Raw genomic sequence first — 15,549 nt, 5'->3', positions numbered from 1 at the left:
ACGCAAGTAACCCACGGGAGCCCGGTGTACCGGGCTGAGAGGGGGGCTGACAGCCCCCGACCGTCGAACCTGATCCGGGTAATGCCGGCGCAGGGAGGAGCGTTGCCGTGCCGTCCCTGGGGCGATTGCATCTCATCACCGACACCCGACCGGGTCGCGACCCACTCGCAGTGGTTCGCGCCGCCCTCACAGTGGCCCACGCTGACCTGGTGGTGCAGGTGCGGGTCGAGGATTCCGCCACCGACCGCGAGGCGTACGACCTGACCCGGCGGGTGCTGGCGCTCTGCGCGCCGTACCAGGCGACCTGCCTGGTCAACGACCGGTTGCACGTGGCGCTGGCGGTCGGCGCCGCCGGTGGGCACGTCGGCGCCGACGACCTGCCGGTCGCCGCCGCCCGCCGGGTGCTCGGCCCCGCCGGTGTGCTGGGCGCCACCGCTCGCGCGCCGGGCCCGGCGCGCGAGGCCGTCGCGGCGGGCGCCAGTTACCTGGGCGTCGGGCCGTGTCACACCACGAGCACCAAGACCGGCCTACCGGACCCCATCGGGCCCGCCGGAGTACGCGCCGTCGTCGACGCCGTCGACGTCCCGGTCATCGCGATCGGCGGAGTGACAGCCGCCCGGGTGCCGGCGCTGCGGGCCGCCGGGGCGTACGGGGTGGCGGTGGTCGGTGCCGTCTCCGCCGCCGCCGACCCGGCACTGGCAACCGCCGAACTGATCGAGGCCCTGACGTGCTGACCGGCCGGTCCCCGTCACCGCCGTCGCGCGACCGGGTCCGGCCGGACGTGGCAGTGGTGGGGGCGGGGCCGATCGGGCTGGCGATCGCCTGGCGTTGCGCCGCCCGCGGGCTGCGGGTGGTGGTGCACGATCCGGCGCCCGGCTCGGGTGCGTCGGCGGTGGCCGCCGGCATGCTCTCCCCGGTCGCCGAGGCGTACTTCGGTGAGCGGGAGCTGACCGGGTTGCTGCTGGCGTCCGCCGCCCGCTGGCCGGCGTTCGCCGCCGAGTTGACCGGGACGACGGGAGTCGAGATCGGCTACCGGACCGAGGGCACAGTGATGGTCGGGCTCACCGGCGACGACCTGGCCGAGGCGCGCCGGCTGTGGGCGTACCAGCAGGGGTTGGGTCTGCCCGTGACGCCGTTGCGCCCCAGCGAGCTGCGCGACCGCGAACCGGCGCTCGCCCCGCGGGTGCGCGGCGGCGCGTTCGCGCCCACCGACCACCAGGTCGACCCCCGGTTGCTGGTGCCGGCACTGCGCACTGCCGCGCAGCGGGCCGGCGCGGTGCTCGTGCCGCAGCCGGTCCGCTCGCTGTCCGATGTGGACGCCTCGGTCACTGTGGTCGCCGCCGGCTGCGGGGCGGCCGCGCTCACCGGCCTGCCCGTGCGGCCGGTGAAGGGCCAGATCCTCCGGCTCCGCGCGCCCGACGGCGTCGCGCCGGGCTTCCGGCACGTGATCCGGGGGTACGCCGACGGTGAGCACGTCTACCTGGTGCCCCGCGCCGACGGTGAGGTGGTGCTCGGCGCGACCGTCGAGGAGCGCTCGGACACCACTGTCACCGCCGGTGCCGTGCAACGGCTGCTGCGTGCCGGGGTCGACCTGCTTCCCGAACTGGCCGAGTACGACCTGGTCGAGGCGGTCGCCGGGCTGCGCCCGGGCACCCCGGACAACGCGCCGATCCTCGGGCCGCTGCCCGGCCGACCGGACGTCCTGGCCGCCACCGGGCACCACCGGCACGGCATCGTGCTCACCCCGATCACCGCCGACCTGATCGCCGACCTGGTGCTCGGCGGCGTACCCGACCCGCTGCTCGCGCCCTTCCGGGCCGACCGCTTCGGCGCTGCCGCCGCGGTGGCCGCGTCGGGCGGCCCTGAACCGACGTTGGAGGGGGACCTGTGGAGTTGACTGTGAACGGGGCCGGGCGCAGCGTCGCCGCCGGCGCGTCAGTGGCGGACCTGGTCCGCGACATCGTGGCGCACCCACGTGGGGTGGCGGTCGCGGTCAACGGCGAGGTGGTGCCCCGGACCGGCTGGCCGGCCCGAGCACTGCGCGACGGTGACCGGGTCGAGGTGCTCACCGCGGCGCAGGGCGGGTGAGCGGCGTGCCCCTCGAACTGGGTGGGAAGACCTTCACCTCACGGCTGATCCTCGGCACCGGCGGCGCCGCGAACCTGCACGTCCTGGAGCAGGCGATCCGGGCGTCCGGCACCGAGCTGGTCACGCTGGCGCTGCGCCGGGTGGGCACCGCGCCGGGCTCCACCGGTGGGCTGCTGGAGTTGCTGGACCGGTGCGGCGTACGCCTGCTGCCGAACACCGCCGGCTGCCACACCGCCACCGAGGCGGTGACAGTGGCCCGGTTGGCCCGGGACGCGTTCGACACCGACTGGGTCAAGCTGGAGGTGATCGGCGACGAGCGGACGCTGCTGCCCGACGGGGTGGAACTGCTCCGCGCCGCCGAGGAGCTGGTCGCCGATGGCTTCACGGTGCTGCCGTACACCAGCGACGACCCGGTGCTCGCCCGTCGTCTCGCCGACGTCGGGTGCGCCGCGGTGATGCCGGCCGGGTCGCCGATCGGCTCCGGGCTCGGCATCGGCAACCCGCACCACATTCGACTCATCAGGCAGGGTGTGGACGTGCCGGTGATCCTCGACGCCGGCATCGGCACCGCGTCCGACGCGGCGCTGGCAATGGAGCTGGGCTGTGACGGGGTGCTGCTGGCGAGTGCTGTCACCAGGGCGGCCGACCCGGTGGCGATGGCCACCGCGATGCGGTACGCGGTCGAGGCGGGCCGACTGGCGGCCCGGGCCGGTCGGATCGAGCGCCGCTTCCACGCGCTCGCCTCCACCCCTGACGAGGGAAGACCCGAGCTGTGACCCCGCCGTCCGGGGTTGTCGTGTTGACCGACCGGCTCGTCGCGCGGGGCGGGCTCGACCGGGTGGTGGCGGGGGCCGTGGCCGGGGGAGTGCGCTGGGTGGTGCTGCGGGAGAAGGACCTGCCGCGCGCCGAACGCGCCGCCCTCGCCGCCGACCTGCGCGCGATCCTCGCCGACGTCGGCGGAACCCTCATCGTGGCCGGCCCCGACCCGCTCGGCGGCGACGCAGTGCACCTGCCCGCCGCCGGCCCGTACCCACCGCCAACCGTCGGCCTGGTCGGCCGCTCCTGCCACCACCAACCCGAGCTGGACCGCCTGACCACCGAGCACTACGCCACCATCTCCCCGGTCTGGCCCACAAAGACAAAACCGGGCTACGGCCCACCAGTGGATGTTGCCGGGCTGGGCAGCCTGGTCCGCTCCAGCCCGGTGCCCCTGCTCGCCCTCGGCGGCATCGAAACCCCAGAACAGGTAACCGCCTGCGTCGAGGCGGGAGCCACCGGAGTAGCAGTACTAGGCGCACTAATGCGAGCCAAAGACCCGTGTGCGATAGCCGCCACCCTCACGAGCGCCTATGCCAAGGCGGTCACCCCCAAGCTCTCAAAACCCGGCGCGGGGTCGTCCAGGTCTCCACGACGGGGGCTGCGGCCGACCGTGCCCACGCAGGGATCAAGCCTGACCGCCCGGAGTGGGCACTGTCGGCCGCAGCCCCCAACCGCAACCAAAGAGGAAAGATGACCCCGCGAACACTGCTGACCATCGCCGGCTCGGACTCCGGCGGCGGCGCAGGCATCCAGGCCGACCTCAAGGTCTTCGCCGCGCTGGGCGCGTACGGCACCAGCGTCCTCACGGCGGTCACCGCGCAGAACACCCGCGGTGTCGACGCGGTGCTGCCGCTGCCCCCGCGCACTGTCACCGAGCAGTTGGACAGCGTGCTCACCGACTTCACAGTCTGCGCCGTGAAGACGGGGATGCTCGGCACCCCGGCGATCGCGGACGTGGTGGCCGAGGCCGCCCGGGACGGTCGGCTACCTCACCTCGTCGTCGACCCGGTGCTGGTCGCCACGAGTGGTCACCGGCTCGGCGTGGTGGGCGCTGTGGAGCGGCTGCTGCCGTACGCCACTGTGGCGACCCCGAACTGCGCGGAGGCCGCCGCGATCACCGGACGCCCGGTGGACGACGTGGCCGCGATGGTCGTGGCCGCCGAGGCCCTGGTGGCCGGCGGCCCGGAGTACGTGGTGGTCACGGGCGGTGACCTGGACGGGGGCGAGGCGGTCGACGTGCTGCACGGCGGCGGCGTCACCACAGTGTTGCGCGCACCCCGGGTGGCCACCCGGCACACCCACGGCACCGGGTGCTCGTTCTCGGCGGCGATCGCGGTGCGGCTCGGTCTGGGCGATGCGGTGCCGGCCGCCGTGGGGGCCGCCAAGGAGTACGTGCTCCGTGCGCTGACCGGCGCGCGGGGCTGGGAGCTGGGCGCGGGGCGCGGACCGCTGAACCACTTCGGCTGGTCCGCTTGATCACCAGGGAGGCTGTCATGCACGCACGAGGCAAGGTGTACGTCGAGGGTTCGCGGCCGGATGTCCGGGTGCCGTTCGCGGAGGTGGGGCTGACCGGGGACCTGCCGCCGGTGCGGCTCTACGACACGTCCGGACCTGGTTCGGACCCGGAGGTGGGGCTGCCGCCGCTGCGCGGGCCGTGGATCGCCGAGCGGGGTGACGTGGCCCCGGTACGGGGTGCGGGCACGCCACTCGCCGGGGTGGACGGCCGTCGGCCCACCCAGCTCGCGTACGCGCGGGCCGGTGTGGTGACACCGGAGATGGAGTTCGTGGCGATCCGGGAGAACGTCGACCCGGAACTGGTGCGGGCCGAGATCGCCGCCGGTCGGGCGGTGCTCCCGCTCAACGTCAACCACCCGGAGTGCGAGCCGGCGATCATCGGCAAGGCGTTCCTGGTCAAGGTGAACGCCAACATCGGCACCTCGGCGGTCAGCTCGTCGGTCGCGGAGGAGGTGGAGAAGCTGACCTGGGCCACCCGGTGGGGCGCGGACACGGTGATGGACCTGTCCACTGGTAAGCGGATCCACGAGACCCGTGAGGCGATCGTGCGGAACTCGCCGGTGCCGATCGGGACGGTGCCGATCTACCAGGCGTTGGAGAAGGTCGGCGGCGACCCGGTGAAGTTGAGCTGGGAGGTGTTCCGGGAGACCGTGATCGAGCAGGCCGAGCAGGGCGTGGACTACATGACAGTGCACGCCGGGGTGCTCCTGCCGTACGTGCCGCTGGCGGTGGACCGGGTCACCGGGATCGTGTCCCGCGGCGGTTCGATCATGGCGGCGTGGTGCCTGGCGCACCACGAGGAGAACTTCCTCTACACCAACTTCGAGGAGCTGTGCGCGCTGCTCGCGCGCTACGACGTGACGTTCTCCCTCGGCGACGGGCTGCGCCCCGGGTCGATCGCCGACGCCAACGACGAGGCGCAATTTGCCGAGCTGCGCACCCTCGGTGAGCTGACGAAGATCGCCTGGGCGTACGACGTCCAGGTGATGATCGAGGGCCCCGGTCACGTACCGATGCACAAGATCAAGGAGAACGTGGACCTTCAGCAGGAGTGGTGCCACGAGGCGCCCTTCTACACGCTCGGTCCGCTGACCACCGACATCGCGCCCGCGTACGACCACATCACCTCGGCGATCGGCGCCGCGATGATCGGCATGTTCGGCACCGCGATGCTCTGCTACGTCACGCCGAAGGAGCACCTCGGCCTGCCGGACCGGGACGACGTGAAGGCGGGCGTGATCGCGTACAAGATCGCGGCACACGCGGCGGACCTGGCCAAGGGGCACCCCGGCGCGCAGGCCTGGGACGACGCCCTGTCGAAGGCGCGGTTCGAGTTCCGCTGGGAGGATCAGTTCAACCTTTCGCTGGACCCGGAGACGGCGCGCTCGTACCACGACGCGACACTGCCCGCGGAGCCGGCGAAGACAGCGCACTTCTGCTCGATGTGTGGCCCGAAGTTCTGCTCCATGAAGATCACCCAAGAGCTCAAGGAGTACGCGGCGCGCGGCATGAAGGACAAGTCGGAGGAGTTCGTCTCCGGCGGAAGCCGGGTCTACCTGCCGCTCGCCTGACCCCTGCCCAGGCGGGGCTGTCCCGGTGGGGTCCCGGTGTTGCGGGGGCGACGCCGGGACGGCCGGCGTGGCCTGGTGCGCATGGCTTCGCGGGGTCGGCTGGCGTGGCCTGGTGCGTGGGGTGTCGCGGGGTCGGCCGGCGTGGGCGGTGCGCGGGTGATCGACTCGGGTTCATTGATGTCGGGGTGTCCGGCCGCGTGGGACAGCCCGATATCAGTGAACCCGAGTCGATCAAGCGACCGGTTGGTGCTTCTGTGCGCTGGTGGTGCGGGTCAGCCGCTGTGGGTCAGTCGCGGTGGTGTCGACCGGTGGAGCGCAACGACCGGCGGCCGTTCTCCTGTTCGGGCTCGTTGTCCGACACCGGCTTGCTCAGACCGGCGACCCAGTCGACGAATTCCTCGTCCTGGGACGCCAGCGGCTCGGTTGCGTCCGACGTCTTCGGGCTCTCCTCGTCGGCTCGGGCCCGGTTGCGGCGGAACAGCCCACCGAGGCGCCCTCGCCGGGAGGGCTGCTCTGCCACCTTCGGGTGCGTCGGAGTTGCCGACGTGGCGTCGGTAGCCGCCACATCGCCGGTGCCGGTGCCGGTGCCGGTGCCGGTGTCGGTGTCGGTGCCGGTGGTATCGGTGGTGCTGTCGGTGGTGGCACTGGCGGCGGCGGCGGAGAACGCGCCCACCGTGCCGGGGAACTCCGGCCGGTCCTGGGATTCGGCCGGAGCGGTCGTCTCGCCGGCTCCGGTCGGCGCTGTCCGTGCCGTCGAGCTGTCCTGCGATCCCGCCGACCCGCGGCGCCGAGAGGTGTCGAACGCGTTCCAGGTGCCGGCCCGGCTCAGGTCCGGCAACGGTGCCCGATGCCGGGGCCTGGGCATCGGCCCGGTGGGCGCGTCGGGCCTGCTCGACCCCTCCGATGCCGTTGCCTCCGGCTCGGCGGCCTGCGGTGGCACCGTCCACGTCGCGGTGACGGGCCAGGCCGACGGCGCTGGCGTCCACCGGTCGCCGTCCGGGTCATTGGCGGCGGTGGCTCCGAACAACCCGGCGACGGGAACGTCCTGGGCGGCGGCCCGCTCGCCGTCGGTGCCACGAGCGTCGGCGATTGCAGAATCACTGGTCGCGGAGGTCGCGGAGGTCGCGGAGGTCGCGGAGGTCGCGGAGGTCGCGGAGGTCGCAGAGGTCGCGTCGGCCGGTGCCGCAGTGCTGCCCGTGCCGGCCTTCGGGGCGCGCGAATTGGCGTCCGCGCCAACCTGGCTGGCCGCGGTTGTCGGCGCTGGTGTCGCCCCACTCCCGCTGGTCGGGGTCTGTGCGGCGTCGGTTGCCGTGGTCGAGGGCTCCCTGTCGACCGGCACCTGCGTCGTGCCGGTTTCGGCGGTCGTCGAGGCGGCCGGTGCTTGCTTCGCGGCGGTGGCGGGGGTGGCCGGTGTTCGCTTCGCACCGGTAGCGGTGGTCCGGGATGCTGCCGCGCCGGAGGTGGCAGCCGAGGTGACCTCGGAGGTCGAACTCGACAGTTCACCCACGCCTCCCCGGCTGGGCGCCGGAGTGTCGGTGCCCGCGTCCGAGGCGGTGGTGTCGGCGGACCTGCCCGGCCGGGTGCCCTTCGCGACGAGGCCAGTGGGCGTTGCGTCGGTGGTCGTCTCGCCTGTGGTTGCCGGGCCGGCAGGGGAGATGTCGTCAGCCACGTCGGAGGCGGTGGCGTCCGGCTTGGCTTTGGACTTCCGGCCGCGTCGCGGCTTGATCGTCAGGGGCGCCTCGGGCGTGCCGTGGTCGGCCGTGCCCGCACTGCTCGCCTCCGTGTTCGTGCCTGACCCCGTGCCCGTCGAGGCCATGGCTGCGGGACGGGGAGTATCAGTGCCAGTCGGTGCTGTGCTGGTCGCCTCGGTGCCGCTGCCCGTACTGGTCGCGGCCGCGCTGGTCGTGCCGGAACCGGGTGTGCCAGTGCCTCGTGGAGTGTCGACGGACTTGCCGGTGGCACGCCCACCGGTCGGCCTGCCACCGGTCGCCGTGCTGCCGCTCGTGTCAGTCGCTGTGCTGCTGGTCGGCTCGTCGACCGCTCGGCCGCCCGTCGGGGTCGCGGCGTCGACGCGTCCGGCCGCTGTGCCGGTCGCTGTGGCGTCGGTGTCGATGCTGACGTCGGTGCCGGCCGAGGGCTCGGTAATGGCCAGGACATCATCCTGGCGCGGGGACGTCTGCCCGGCGGCGGTGAACTCACCGGTCGGCGCGGTCAGCCAGGCTGCGGGCTGAGTCGGGGCGGCGGGCTTCGGGGCGGCGGGAGTCGCGGTGGCGGGCCCCGGACCGTGCTGCCCGCTCGCTGTGGTCTCCGGCCAGTCCCAGTGGGCCGGGACGGTGCGTACGGCATCGGGGTCGCCCGTCGCCCACGGACCCGCGACGACGCCGGCGGGCTTCGTGCTGGTGGCCAGCTCGGCGTTTGTCGTCTCGGCGCCGTCTCTGTCGTTCGCCGCGCCGTCCCGGTCGGGCGCCGCGCCGTCCCGGTCGTTCGCCGCGCTGGGCAGCGCCGGGCCGGCCGGCAGCGGGCGCAGGATGGCGGTGGGCTCGATCGCCTGCGGATCGGCGGTACGGGTGCCCGTCGGCCAGCGCAGCAGCGCGGCGGCGGCCGCGCCGAGCGCTCCGGCGAGGATCGCGATCAACGAGCCGTAGTAGGGGGCGGCCTGGTAGCGGTCCACAGCGTCACCCGGACCGGCCGTCAGGTAGGCGAACGCCAGCAGCACCGGACCGGCCACCCCGGTGGCCCCGCTGACCAGTGGAGCCTGGCCCCGCCAGCGAGCCAGCCCGGCGGTCGCCGCGCCGGCCAGCAGCGCCACGATGGGCAGCAGGAGCAGCGCAAGCCGCTGCGCGGCGGCGTCGTCGAGCCAGCTCGGCTCCAGTACGCCGAGCCGGACGCTCGGCAGTGGGCCGGCCGTGCCGAGCGACGGTAGGACGGAGATCAGCGCCAGCAGCCAGACCGCGCCGGCCACTGCCGCCATGTTCCATCCCAGCTCGGGCCGGAACAGGACGGCGATCGCCGCGCCCGCCCCGATCACCGCACCGACGATGGCGCAGATGCCCACCGCCCAGACCGGGTCAACGGAGATCAGCTCCGCGGCACGGGCGGGCTGCATGCAGAGCGGGGCGATGACTGTGGCGCCGAGCGCTGCCGCGCCGCCGACCGCCAACTGTCGGCCGGTGCTGACCGCCGGGGCGTCGCGGCGAGCGAGGCGTCCGGTCAGGACGGCGCCAGCGACTGCTGCGTTAGCGGCGAACCAGCCCACCCAGACGAGCTGGGCCGGCCACTGGTTGACTGTCGTACCGGTGAATGCGCCGGTCAGGCGGACGATGCCGAAACCGTACGCGACGCCGAGCTGGCCGGCTCCGGCCAGCACGCTCACCCCGAGCGCCGTGAGCAGCAGTCTGCCCCAGGTCCGAAAGGCCATGTCCGGCACGTTACGCACCTGGTACACCCGATCGCCACCGGCGCGCCGCGAGGCACGCCGGTGGCGATCGGCGGGTCTACTTGAGTTCGACCAGCCGTGCCAGGTAAGTCGTATCCCCGACATTGGTCAGCATGTGCACAGCGCCCGGGTCCCGGTAGACCACTCCGCCGGTGGGCTCGTCGGCGTCGATCCGGGTGCCGTCGATGGTCTGTACGACGTTCTTTGCGCCCTCGATCGCCACCACCAGGTAGGGGTGGTCGTGCCGGTGCAGCGGCTGCCGCTCGCCCGGCTCAAGGCGGATGTGCCAGACCCGGACCCTGTCGTTCTCGAAGACGATCTCCTGGCCGACCGGCCCGAGTTCGGTTCCGTCGATCACGTCGGTCATAGTGCTCCGTCCAGTTGGGGCAGCACCTCGGCGGCGATCAGCTCGAGGTGGTCGAGATCGTCGAAGTCGATCAGGCGCAGGTGGACCCGGGTGGTGCCGATCGCGGCGAACTCACCGAGCCGCTGCGCGAGCTGCGCGGGGGAGCCGACCACCGGGTCCTCCGGTGGCAGCGCGCTCTTCTCGTGCAGAGGCGCGGCCCGACGCTGGGCCTCCGCGTCGGTCCGGCCGATGGCGACGACGATCCCGGCGGAGAGCACCAACGGCGCACGCCCGGACTCCGTCCGTCCGGTGCGCTCACACGTCTCGCGCACCCGGTCGTACGCCTCGGCGGTGGCGGCCACGGACTTGAACGGCATGTTGAACTCGTCGGCGTACCGGGCGGCCAGTTCGGGAGTGCGCTTGGGGCCACGCCCGCCCACGATGATCGGCGGGCCGGGCACCTGCACCGGCTTGGGCAGGGCGGGAGCGTCCACCAGCCGGTAGTGGTCGCCGGTGAAGCTGTAGGTCTCGCCGGGCGGGGTTCCCCACAATCCGGTGATCACCTCAAGCTGCTCTGCCAGCCGGTCGAAGCGCTCGCCGACAGCCGGGAACGGGATTCCGTACGAGGTGTGCTCGCGCTCGTACCAGCCGGCGCCGATGCCGAGGTCGACCCGACCACCGCTCATCTGATCGACCTGCGCGACCATCACCGCGAGCGGGCCGGGCAGGCGGAACGTGGCCGATGTCACCAGGGTGCCGAGTCGGATCCGCTCGGTCTCCCGGGCCAGCGCGGCGAGGGTCAGCCAGGCGTCGGTGGGGCCGGGCAGGCCCGGATCGGCGCCCATCGACTGGTAGTGGTCGGCGCGGAGGAAGCCCTCGTAGCCGCAGGCCTCGACCAGCCGGGCGAACCGGAGCTGGGTGTCGTAGCTGGCGCCACGGTTCGGCTCGGTGAAGACCGACACCCGCATTGTCAGTGTCCTTCCGCGCCGGCGGTGGCCGGCTGTTCGCGTTCCATCAACAGTTCGTGCAGGTCGGCGCTGACCTGGGCGACGTCGGCCAGGTGGGCGTTGCGGCCCAGGGTGCGGGGTCGGGGGATGGTCACGTCGACGACCTTGCGGATCCGGCCGGGGCGGGGGCTCAGCACGACCACCCGGTCGGCGAGCAGCACCGCCTCGTCGATCGAGTGGGTGACGAAGACGATTGTCGGCTTGTTCTCCATGTGCACACGCTGGAGTTCGCCGGACAGTTCCTCGCGGGTGAGCGCGTCAAGTGCGGAGAACGGCTCGTCCATCAGCATCACCCGGGGCTCACCGATCAACGACCGGCACAGCGACACCCGCTGCTGCATGCCGCCGGAGAGCTCGTGGGGCAGCCGCTTCTCGAAGCCGGCCAACCCGGCGACGTCGAGCAGTTGCTGGGCCCGCTCACGGTGCTTGGCGCGGCTCCAGCCGAAGATCTCCACGGGCAGCAGGACGTTGTCCAGCACGGTGCGCCAGGGCAGCAGCGCCGGCTTCTGGAACAGCATGGCGATGTCCTGGCGGGGGCGGGCGATCGGCGTACCGGCGACGGTGATCTCCCCGGCGCTCAGCGGGAGCAGCCCGGCGATCAGCCGCAGCAGTGTGGACTTGCCGCAGCCGGAGCGGCCGAGCACCGCGACGAACTCGCCCTCGGCGACGTCGAGGTCGATGCCGCGCAGCGCCTCCACCCGGCCGGATCGGCCCTCGAAGGTACGGGACACCCCGGACAGTCGGATCATCTCCGGCGCACCTCCGCTGAGTGGACGGTCAGGAATCCGACAAAGGCTAACCGCCCTGTCGAGGTATGGGACCGGCTGGGGTGGTCGTCAGGTTGTTCCCGTTCCGCAACCCGATGCGCCTGGCGTCGGGAGTGTGGGTTTCTCGTACGCTGTGCCCGCGAAGAGTCCCCCCACGACGGCGGAGCCGGCTTCCACCCCTCCCGCCGGCCCGTCATAACAACCCCCTCCGGTGGCCTGCCGGCCCCGGTCGGAAAGGACATGGTGCAACTGATGAGAAGGCTGACCCGTACGGTCGCTACGGCCGCGCTGGCCACCGCCCTCGCCCTTGTCTCCGCCTGCAGCAGCGGGTCGGATTCGGCCGACGATGCCAAGGGCGGCGACGGGGCGACGCTGACGAAGGTGACCTACCTCACCTCGTTCGGCAACTTCGGCCGTGACTCCTACGCCTGGGTGGCGAAGGACAAGGGCTTCTTCAAGGAAGCCGGTTTCGACGTCGAGATCAAGGCCGGTCAGGGCACCGGTGGTGTGATCCAGACCGTCGTCGGCGGCCAGGCCGACTTCGGCCCGATCGACCTCACCGGCGGCCTGCTCCAGCTCGGCAACGGCCAGGCGAAGGACTTCACCGCGGTGGCCGCGATCCAGCAGCGCACCATGGCGGGCATCGCCACCGTCGAGGGCAAGAACATCAGCTCGCCGAAGGACCTGGAGGGCAAGAAGCTCGCCGACACCCCCGGGTCCGTGGTGCGCAACCTCTTCCCGACGTACGCCCGGCTCGCCGGTGTGGACGCGAGCAAGGTGACCTGGGTCAACGGTGAGGCGCAGAACCTGATCGGCACGCTGGCCGCGGGTTCGGTCGACGGCATCGGTCAGTTCGTCGTCGGTCAGCCGACCATCGAGGCGGTGGCCAAGAAGAAGGCAGTCATGCTGCCGTACAGCAACGTGATGCAGGACCTCTACGGCAACGTGCTGATCACCTCCTCGAAGATCGCCAAGGAGAAGCCCGAGATGGTGAAGAAGTTCACCGCCGCGCTGCTCAAGGGCCTGGAGTACAGCCTGGCGAACTCCAAGGAGGCCGCCGACATCCTGAAGAAGAACGTCGACGCCACCAACCCGGTCTCCGCCGCCGCCGAGCTGGAGCTGATGGCCGCGTACGTCCGTTCCGGCAACACCGGCACCGCGATCGGCACCCTGGACAGCGGTCGGGTCGCCAAGAGCATCGCCATCCTGCAGGGCGCCGGCGCGCTGAAGCAGAACATCACCCCCGAGCAGATCATCGACTTCAGCCTCGCGCCGAAGGCCTGATCGTCCGGTCGTCATCAGGGGGTACGTCCCGCCGATCCCGGTGGGGCGTACCCCCGTCGCTCGTCGGCCCCCGGCGGGCCGTGGGATTTCGAGGAGGACAGAGAGATGACCGACGTCCGGTCAGCGGACCCGGCGGTGGCGGAACCCCCGCCCCCGAGTGGCGGCCCTGAAGCGGGACGCGTGGGTCGAGGTGCCGGTCTTCGGGCCGGGGCCGACGCCGTGCTGCCCGCTGTCGGCATCCTGGTCGCGCTGGCGGCGTGGTGGCTGATCGCCCGGCTGGAGCTGGTCCACCCCGCCGCCCTGCCGCCGCCCGGCGACGTGCTCACCGCGTTCGTCGACAAGCCGGCGCAGCTGCTGGAGCACACCTGGGACACCACGTTGGAGATCCTGACCGGGTTCGCCCTGTCGGTGGCCGCCGGTGTGTTGATCGGGCTCTCCCTGGCCAGTTCCCGCACCGTGGAGCGGATGTTCACGCCGCTGCTGGTGGCGGTGAACGCGGTGCCGAAGATCACGCTGGGCCCGCTGCTGGTGGTGGCGCTCGGCTGGGGCCAGAAGCCGATCCTGACCATGGTGTTCCTGCTCTGCTTCTTCCCGATCGTGCTCTCCACGGCGACCGGCTTGACCACCACGCCGTCCGACCTGGCCGAGCTGGTGCGTTCCTGGAACGCCTCCCGCTGGCAGGCGTTCCGCAAGGTACGTTTCCCGGCCGCGCTGCCGCAGATCTTCGTCGGGCTCAAGGTGGCCATGCCACTGGCCGCGATCGGTGCGGTGATCGGTGAGTTCCAGGCGGGCGAGAGCGGCCTCGGCTACGTCATCACGCAGTACGCCGGCGTCGGCGACACCGCCACCGCCTGGGCGGCGATCATGCTGGTGGCGCTGGTGAGCATCCTGCTCTACTCGGCGCTCCTGCTGATCGAGCGGTTCGCCCTGCCCTGGGTACGCGAGACCACAAGCAGCCGCTGACCCACCAGCGCCAAGACAGGATCAACACCAGGAAACGCGAAGGGCCGGCCTCCCGTTGAGGAGGCCGGCCCTTTTCGTCGAGGCCACACCCGACCCGGCACCCCGACGAACCCGCCAGATGCAAGGCCCGAGCGTTACCCAGCCAACCGCCAGCGACCGTTGCGGGCGACCAGCGTGGTGAGCGCCTGCGGCATCAGGCCGCTGTGGTTGTCCGGCGTCATGCGGATCGGGCCGGAGAGGCCGTCCATCTGGGACGTCTCCAGCACGTCCCGGAGGCCGTTGCGGTCCACCTTTCCGATCTCACCACCGGCGCGCAGTTCGGCGTCGGCGATCAGCTGGACGGCGTCCGCGGCGAACGACGAGGACCCGTTGTAGCCACCGAAGCGGGCCGTGTAGTCCTGGAACCACTGCCGCCGCGCCGCCTTGGCCGGCGTGGTCGCGATCACGTCATCGATCACCATGGTCTGCGTGAAGATCAGCGTGGCCTTCTCGGTCGCCTTGGCCGCCGCGCCGAGGAAGAGGTCCCCGGCCGCCGCCGCGTCGAAGTAGATCGACCCACGGAAGATGGTCTGCTGGACGCTGGTGGCGGCAAGTGTCGCCTGCTCCGGCGGGGTCCAGAAGACCATCGCGTCGGGCTTGCCCGACGCGAGCTGCTGGACCTGCCGGCTGACGTCGGTGTCGGTGGTCTTGATCCGCTGCTGTCGGAGCGTGATGTTGGCCTTGTCCAGCTCGTTCTTGAGCGCGGTGGCGCCCTCCTGGCCGTAGTCGTCGTCGCTGACCAGCATCCCCACCTTGCGGATGTTGTTGCGGCGCAGTTCGGTGGTCAGCGCTGCGGCGCTGTCCGGGGCGTTGGGGCCCAGCTTGAACACGTAGCGCCGTTCGGCGGCCGGCGCGGCGATCGCGCCGGAAGCGGCTAGCGCAATGGTGGGAATCCGCTTCTCGTTGATGGTGCCGACCGCTCCGACAGCGCATTCGTTGCAGCCGCCCATGATGATGGCGCTGACCTTCGAATCGCTGCTGAAGTCGACGATGTTGCGAAGTGACTCGGCCGAGTCGGAACGGTTGTCCTTCACCTTCAGGTCGATCTTCCGGCCGTTCAGTGCTCCGGAGGCGTTCAACTGATCGACCTTGAGTTTGAGGGCTCGCTGGTATGTCCGGCCAACAGTGGCCGCGGCGCCGGAGAGTTCGAGATCGGCAGCGATCACGATCGGACTCGTGTCCTTCTCCGCCTCGCCAAACTGGCAGCCGGTGAGCGTGGTGGCCACTACGGCCGATGCGAGCGCCGCGATGGTCGCGGAGCGGATGGGGCTCAACTCAGTCCTCCAGGTGCGGGCGCGGGCGCTGCCCGGTCACCGCCGCTAATCCGTCCTCAGTGGAGGACGGGATCTCCTCTGCCGTACGGTGTGCGCGAAGCCTGCAAAACCTTGCCAATGGCCGGCGCTGTGGTCAAGCGCGGACCCCGGCAGCATTTTCGGGACGGCCATCCCACATGCTGGGGTAACGCAATGTTTGCAAAAGCTCACTTTGCATGCACGCGTGACCACTCTGGAGTTACATGCCCTGTTCAGGGGCTTGCGGAAATGAAGGTATCAGTTGCCCGGATCACGGGATGCGCTCCGTCCGACCGTTTCCTACCTCACTGCGGCTTCCCAAACACGATCATCTCTGATGAAATCGCGGCCGTGCCGCGCGTGGTCCCCTCCGCTTACGGCATGGCTCGGCGGCTCAGGCGGGGAAGAAACGACGGAGGCGA

The 15,549-nt window shown here is 71.8% G+C and carries 14 protein-coding genes and 1 riboswitch; of the genes, 9 read left to right on the top strand and 5 right to left on the bottom strand.

Going from position 1 to position 15,549, the window contains the following annotated elements:
• The first annotated feature begins 3 nt into the window (after nt 1-3).
• Nucleotides 4-113, top strand: a riboswitch (TPP riboswitch).
• From thiE to thiC, 7 genes are all read left to right on the top strand, one after another.
• A complete protein-coding gene (gene thiE / locus AB0B98_RS28480) occupies nt 108-734 on the top strand; it encodes a thiamine phosphate synthase (protein WP_357366613.1) in 627 nt (208 codons plus the stop codon). (Overlaps the previous riboswitch by 6 nt.)
• Nucleotides 731-1,897, top strand: a complete 1,167-nt coding sequence (gene thiO / locus AB0B98_RS28475; protein WP_357366638.1) for a glycine oxidase ThiO — start codon at nt 731-733, stop codon at nt 1,895-1,897. The genes thiE and thiO overlap by 4 nt, the downstream gene beginning before the upstream one ends.
• Nucleotides 1,888-2,088, top strand: coding sequence for a sulfur carrier protein ThiS (gene thiS, locus AB0B98_RS28470; RefSeq protein WP_238667543.1), 201 nt, complete (start codon nt 1,888-1,890; stop codon nt 2,086-2,088). The genes thiO and thiS overlap by 10 nt, the downstream gene beginning before the upstream one ends.
• Entirely contained in the window at nt 2,085-2,864 is a 780-nt protein-coding gene (locus AB0B98_RS28465; protein ID WP_238667544.1) for a thiazole synthase, read from the top strand. The genes thiS and AB0B98_RS28465 overlap by 4 nt, the downstream gene beginning before the upstream one ends.
• Nucleotides 2,861-3,601: a thiamine phosphate synthase gene (locus tag AB0B98_RS28460; RefSeq protein ID WP_357366611.1), complete on the top strand. Its 741-nt coding sequence runs from the start codon at nt 2,861-2,863 to the stop codon at nt 3,599-3,601. The genes AB0B98_RS28465 and AB0B98_RS28460 overlap by 4 nt, the downstream gene beginning before the upstream one ends.
• Complete coding sequence (thiD, locus tag AB0B98_RS28455) at nt 3,598-4,383, top strand: bifunctional hydroxymethylpyrimidine kinase/phosphomethylpyrimidine kinase (protein WP_357366609.1); 786 nt, start codon at nt 3,598-3,600, stop codon at nt 4,381-4,383. Before AB0B98_RS28460 ends, thiD begins: the two co-directional genes overlap by 4 nt.
• 17 nt (nt 4,384-4,400) lie before the next feature.
• The gene (gene thiC / locus AB0B98_RS28450; RefSeq protein WP_145790332.1) at nt 4,401-5,993 is read left to right on the top strand and encodes a phosphomethylpyrimidine synthase ThiC; all 1,593 of its coding nucleotides are present in this window, start codon (nt 4,401-4,403) and stop codon (nt 5,991-5,993) included.
• 286 nt (nt 5,994-6,279) lie between these two features.
• Here thiC and AB0B98_RS28445 read toward each other — a convergent pair whose 3' ends face one another.
• The 4 genes from AB0B98_RS28445 to AB0B98_RS28430 all read right to left on the bottom strand — a co-directional run bounded on the left by AB0B98_RS28445 (nt 6,280) and on the right by AB0B98_RS28430 (nt 11,531).
• Nucleotides 6,280-9,411, bottom strand: coding sequence for a hypothetical protein (locus AB0B98_RS28445; RefSeq protein WP_357366607.1), 3,132 nt, complete (start codon nt 9,409-9,411; stop codon nt 6,280-6,282).
• A 76-nt stretch (nt 9,412-9,487) separates the two neighbouring features.
• Complete coding sequence (locus AB0B98_RS28440; RefSeq protein WP_088987605.1) at nt 9,488-9,796, bottom strand: cupin; 309 nt, start codon at nt 9,794-9,796, stop codon at nt 9,488-9,490.
• Nucleotides 9,793-10,743: an LLM class F420-dependent oxidoreductase gene (locus AB0B98_RS28435; RefSeq protein ID WP_357279082.1), complete on the bottom strand. Its 951-nt coding sequence runs from the start codon at nt 10,741-10,743 to the stop codon at nt 9,793-9,795. Before AB0B98_RS28435 ends, AB0B98_RS28440 begins: the two co-directional genes overlap by 4 nt.
• A gap of 2 nt (nt 10,744-10,745) precedes the next feature.
• A complete protein-coding gene (locus AB0B98_RS28430) occupies nt 10,746-11,531 on the bottom strand; it encodes an ABC transporter ATP-binding protein (RefSeq protein WP_357366605.1) in 786 nt (261 codons plus the stop codon).
• 270 nt (nt 11,532-11,801) lie between these two features.
• On the opposite strand from AB0B98_RS28430, the gene AB0B98_RS28425 reads away from it, so the two are divergent.
• Both AB0B98_RS28425 and AB0B98_RS28420 read left to right on the top strand, forming a co-directional pair.
• Entirely contained in the window at nt 11,802-12,833 is a 1,032-nt protein-coding gene (locus AB0B98_RS28425) for an ABC transporter substrate-binding protein (RefSeq protein WP_238667550.1), read from the top strand.
• A gap of 105 nt (nt 12,834-12,938) precedes the next feature.
• Entirely contained in the window at nt 12,939-13,796 is an 858-nt protein-coding gene (locus AB0B98_RS28420) for an ABC transporter permease (RefSeq protein ID WP_238667551.1), read from the top strand.
• A 134-nt stretch (nt 13,797-13,930) separates the two neighbouring features.
• Here the strand turns inward: AB0B98_RS28420 and AB0B98_RS28415 are convergent, their stop codons facing one another.
• Nucleotides 13,931-15,109, bottom strand: coding sequence for an ABC transporter substrate-binding protein (locus AB0B98_RS28415; RefSeq protein WP_238667552.1), 1,179 nt, complete (start codon nt 15,107-15,109; stop codon nt 13,931-13,933).
• Between the last annotated feature and the right edge of the window lie 440 nt (nt 15,110-15,549).

The organism is Micromonospora sp. NPDC048947, assembly GCF_040649495.1.
Taxonomy (GTDB): Bacteria; Actinomycetota; Actinomycetes; order Mycobacteriales; family Micromonosporaceae; genus Micromonospora; species Micromonospora alfalfae.
This window is presented reverse-complemented; position numbering and strand designations above follow the sequence as displayed.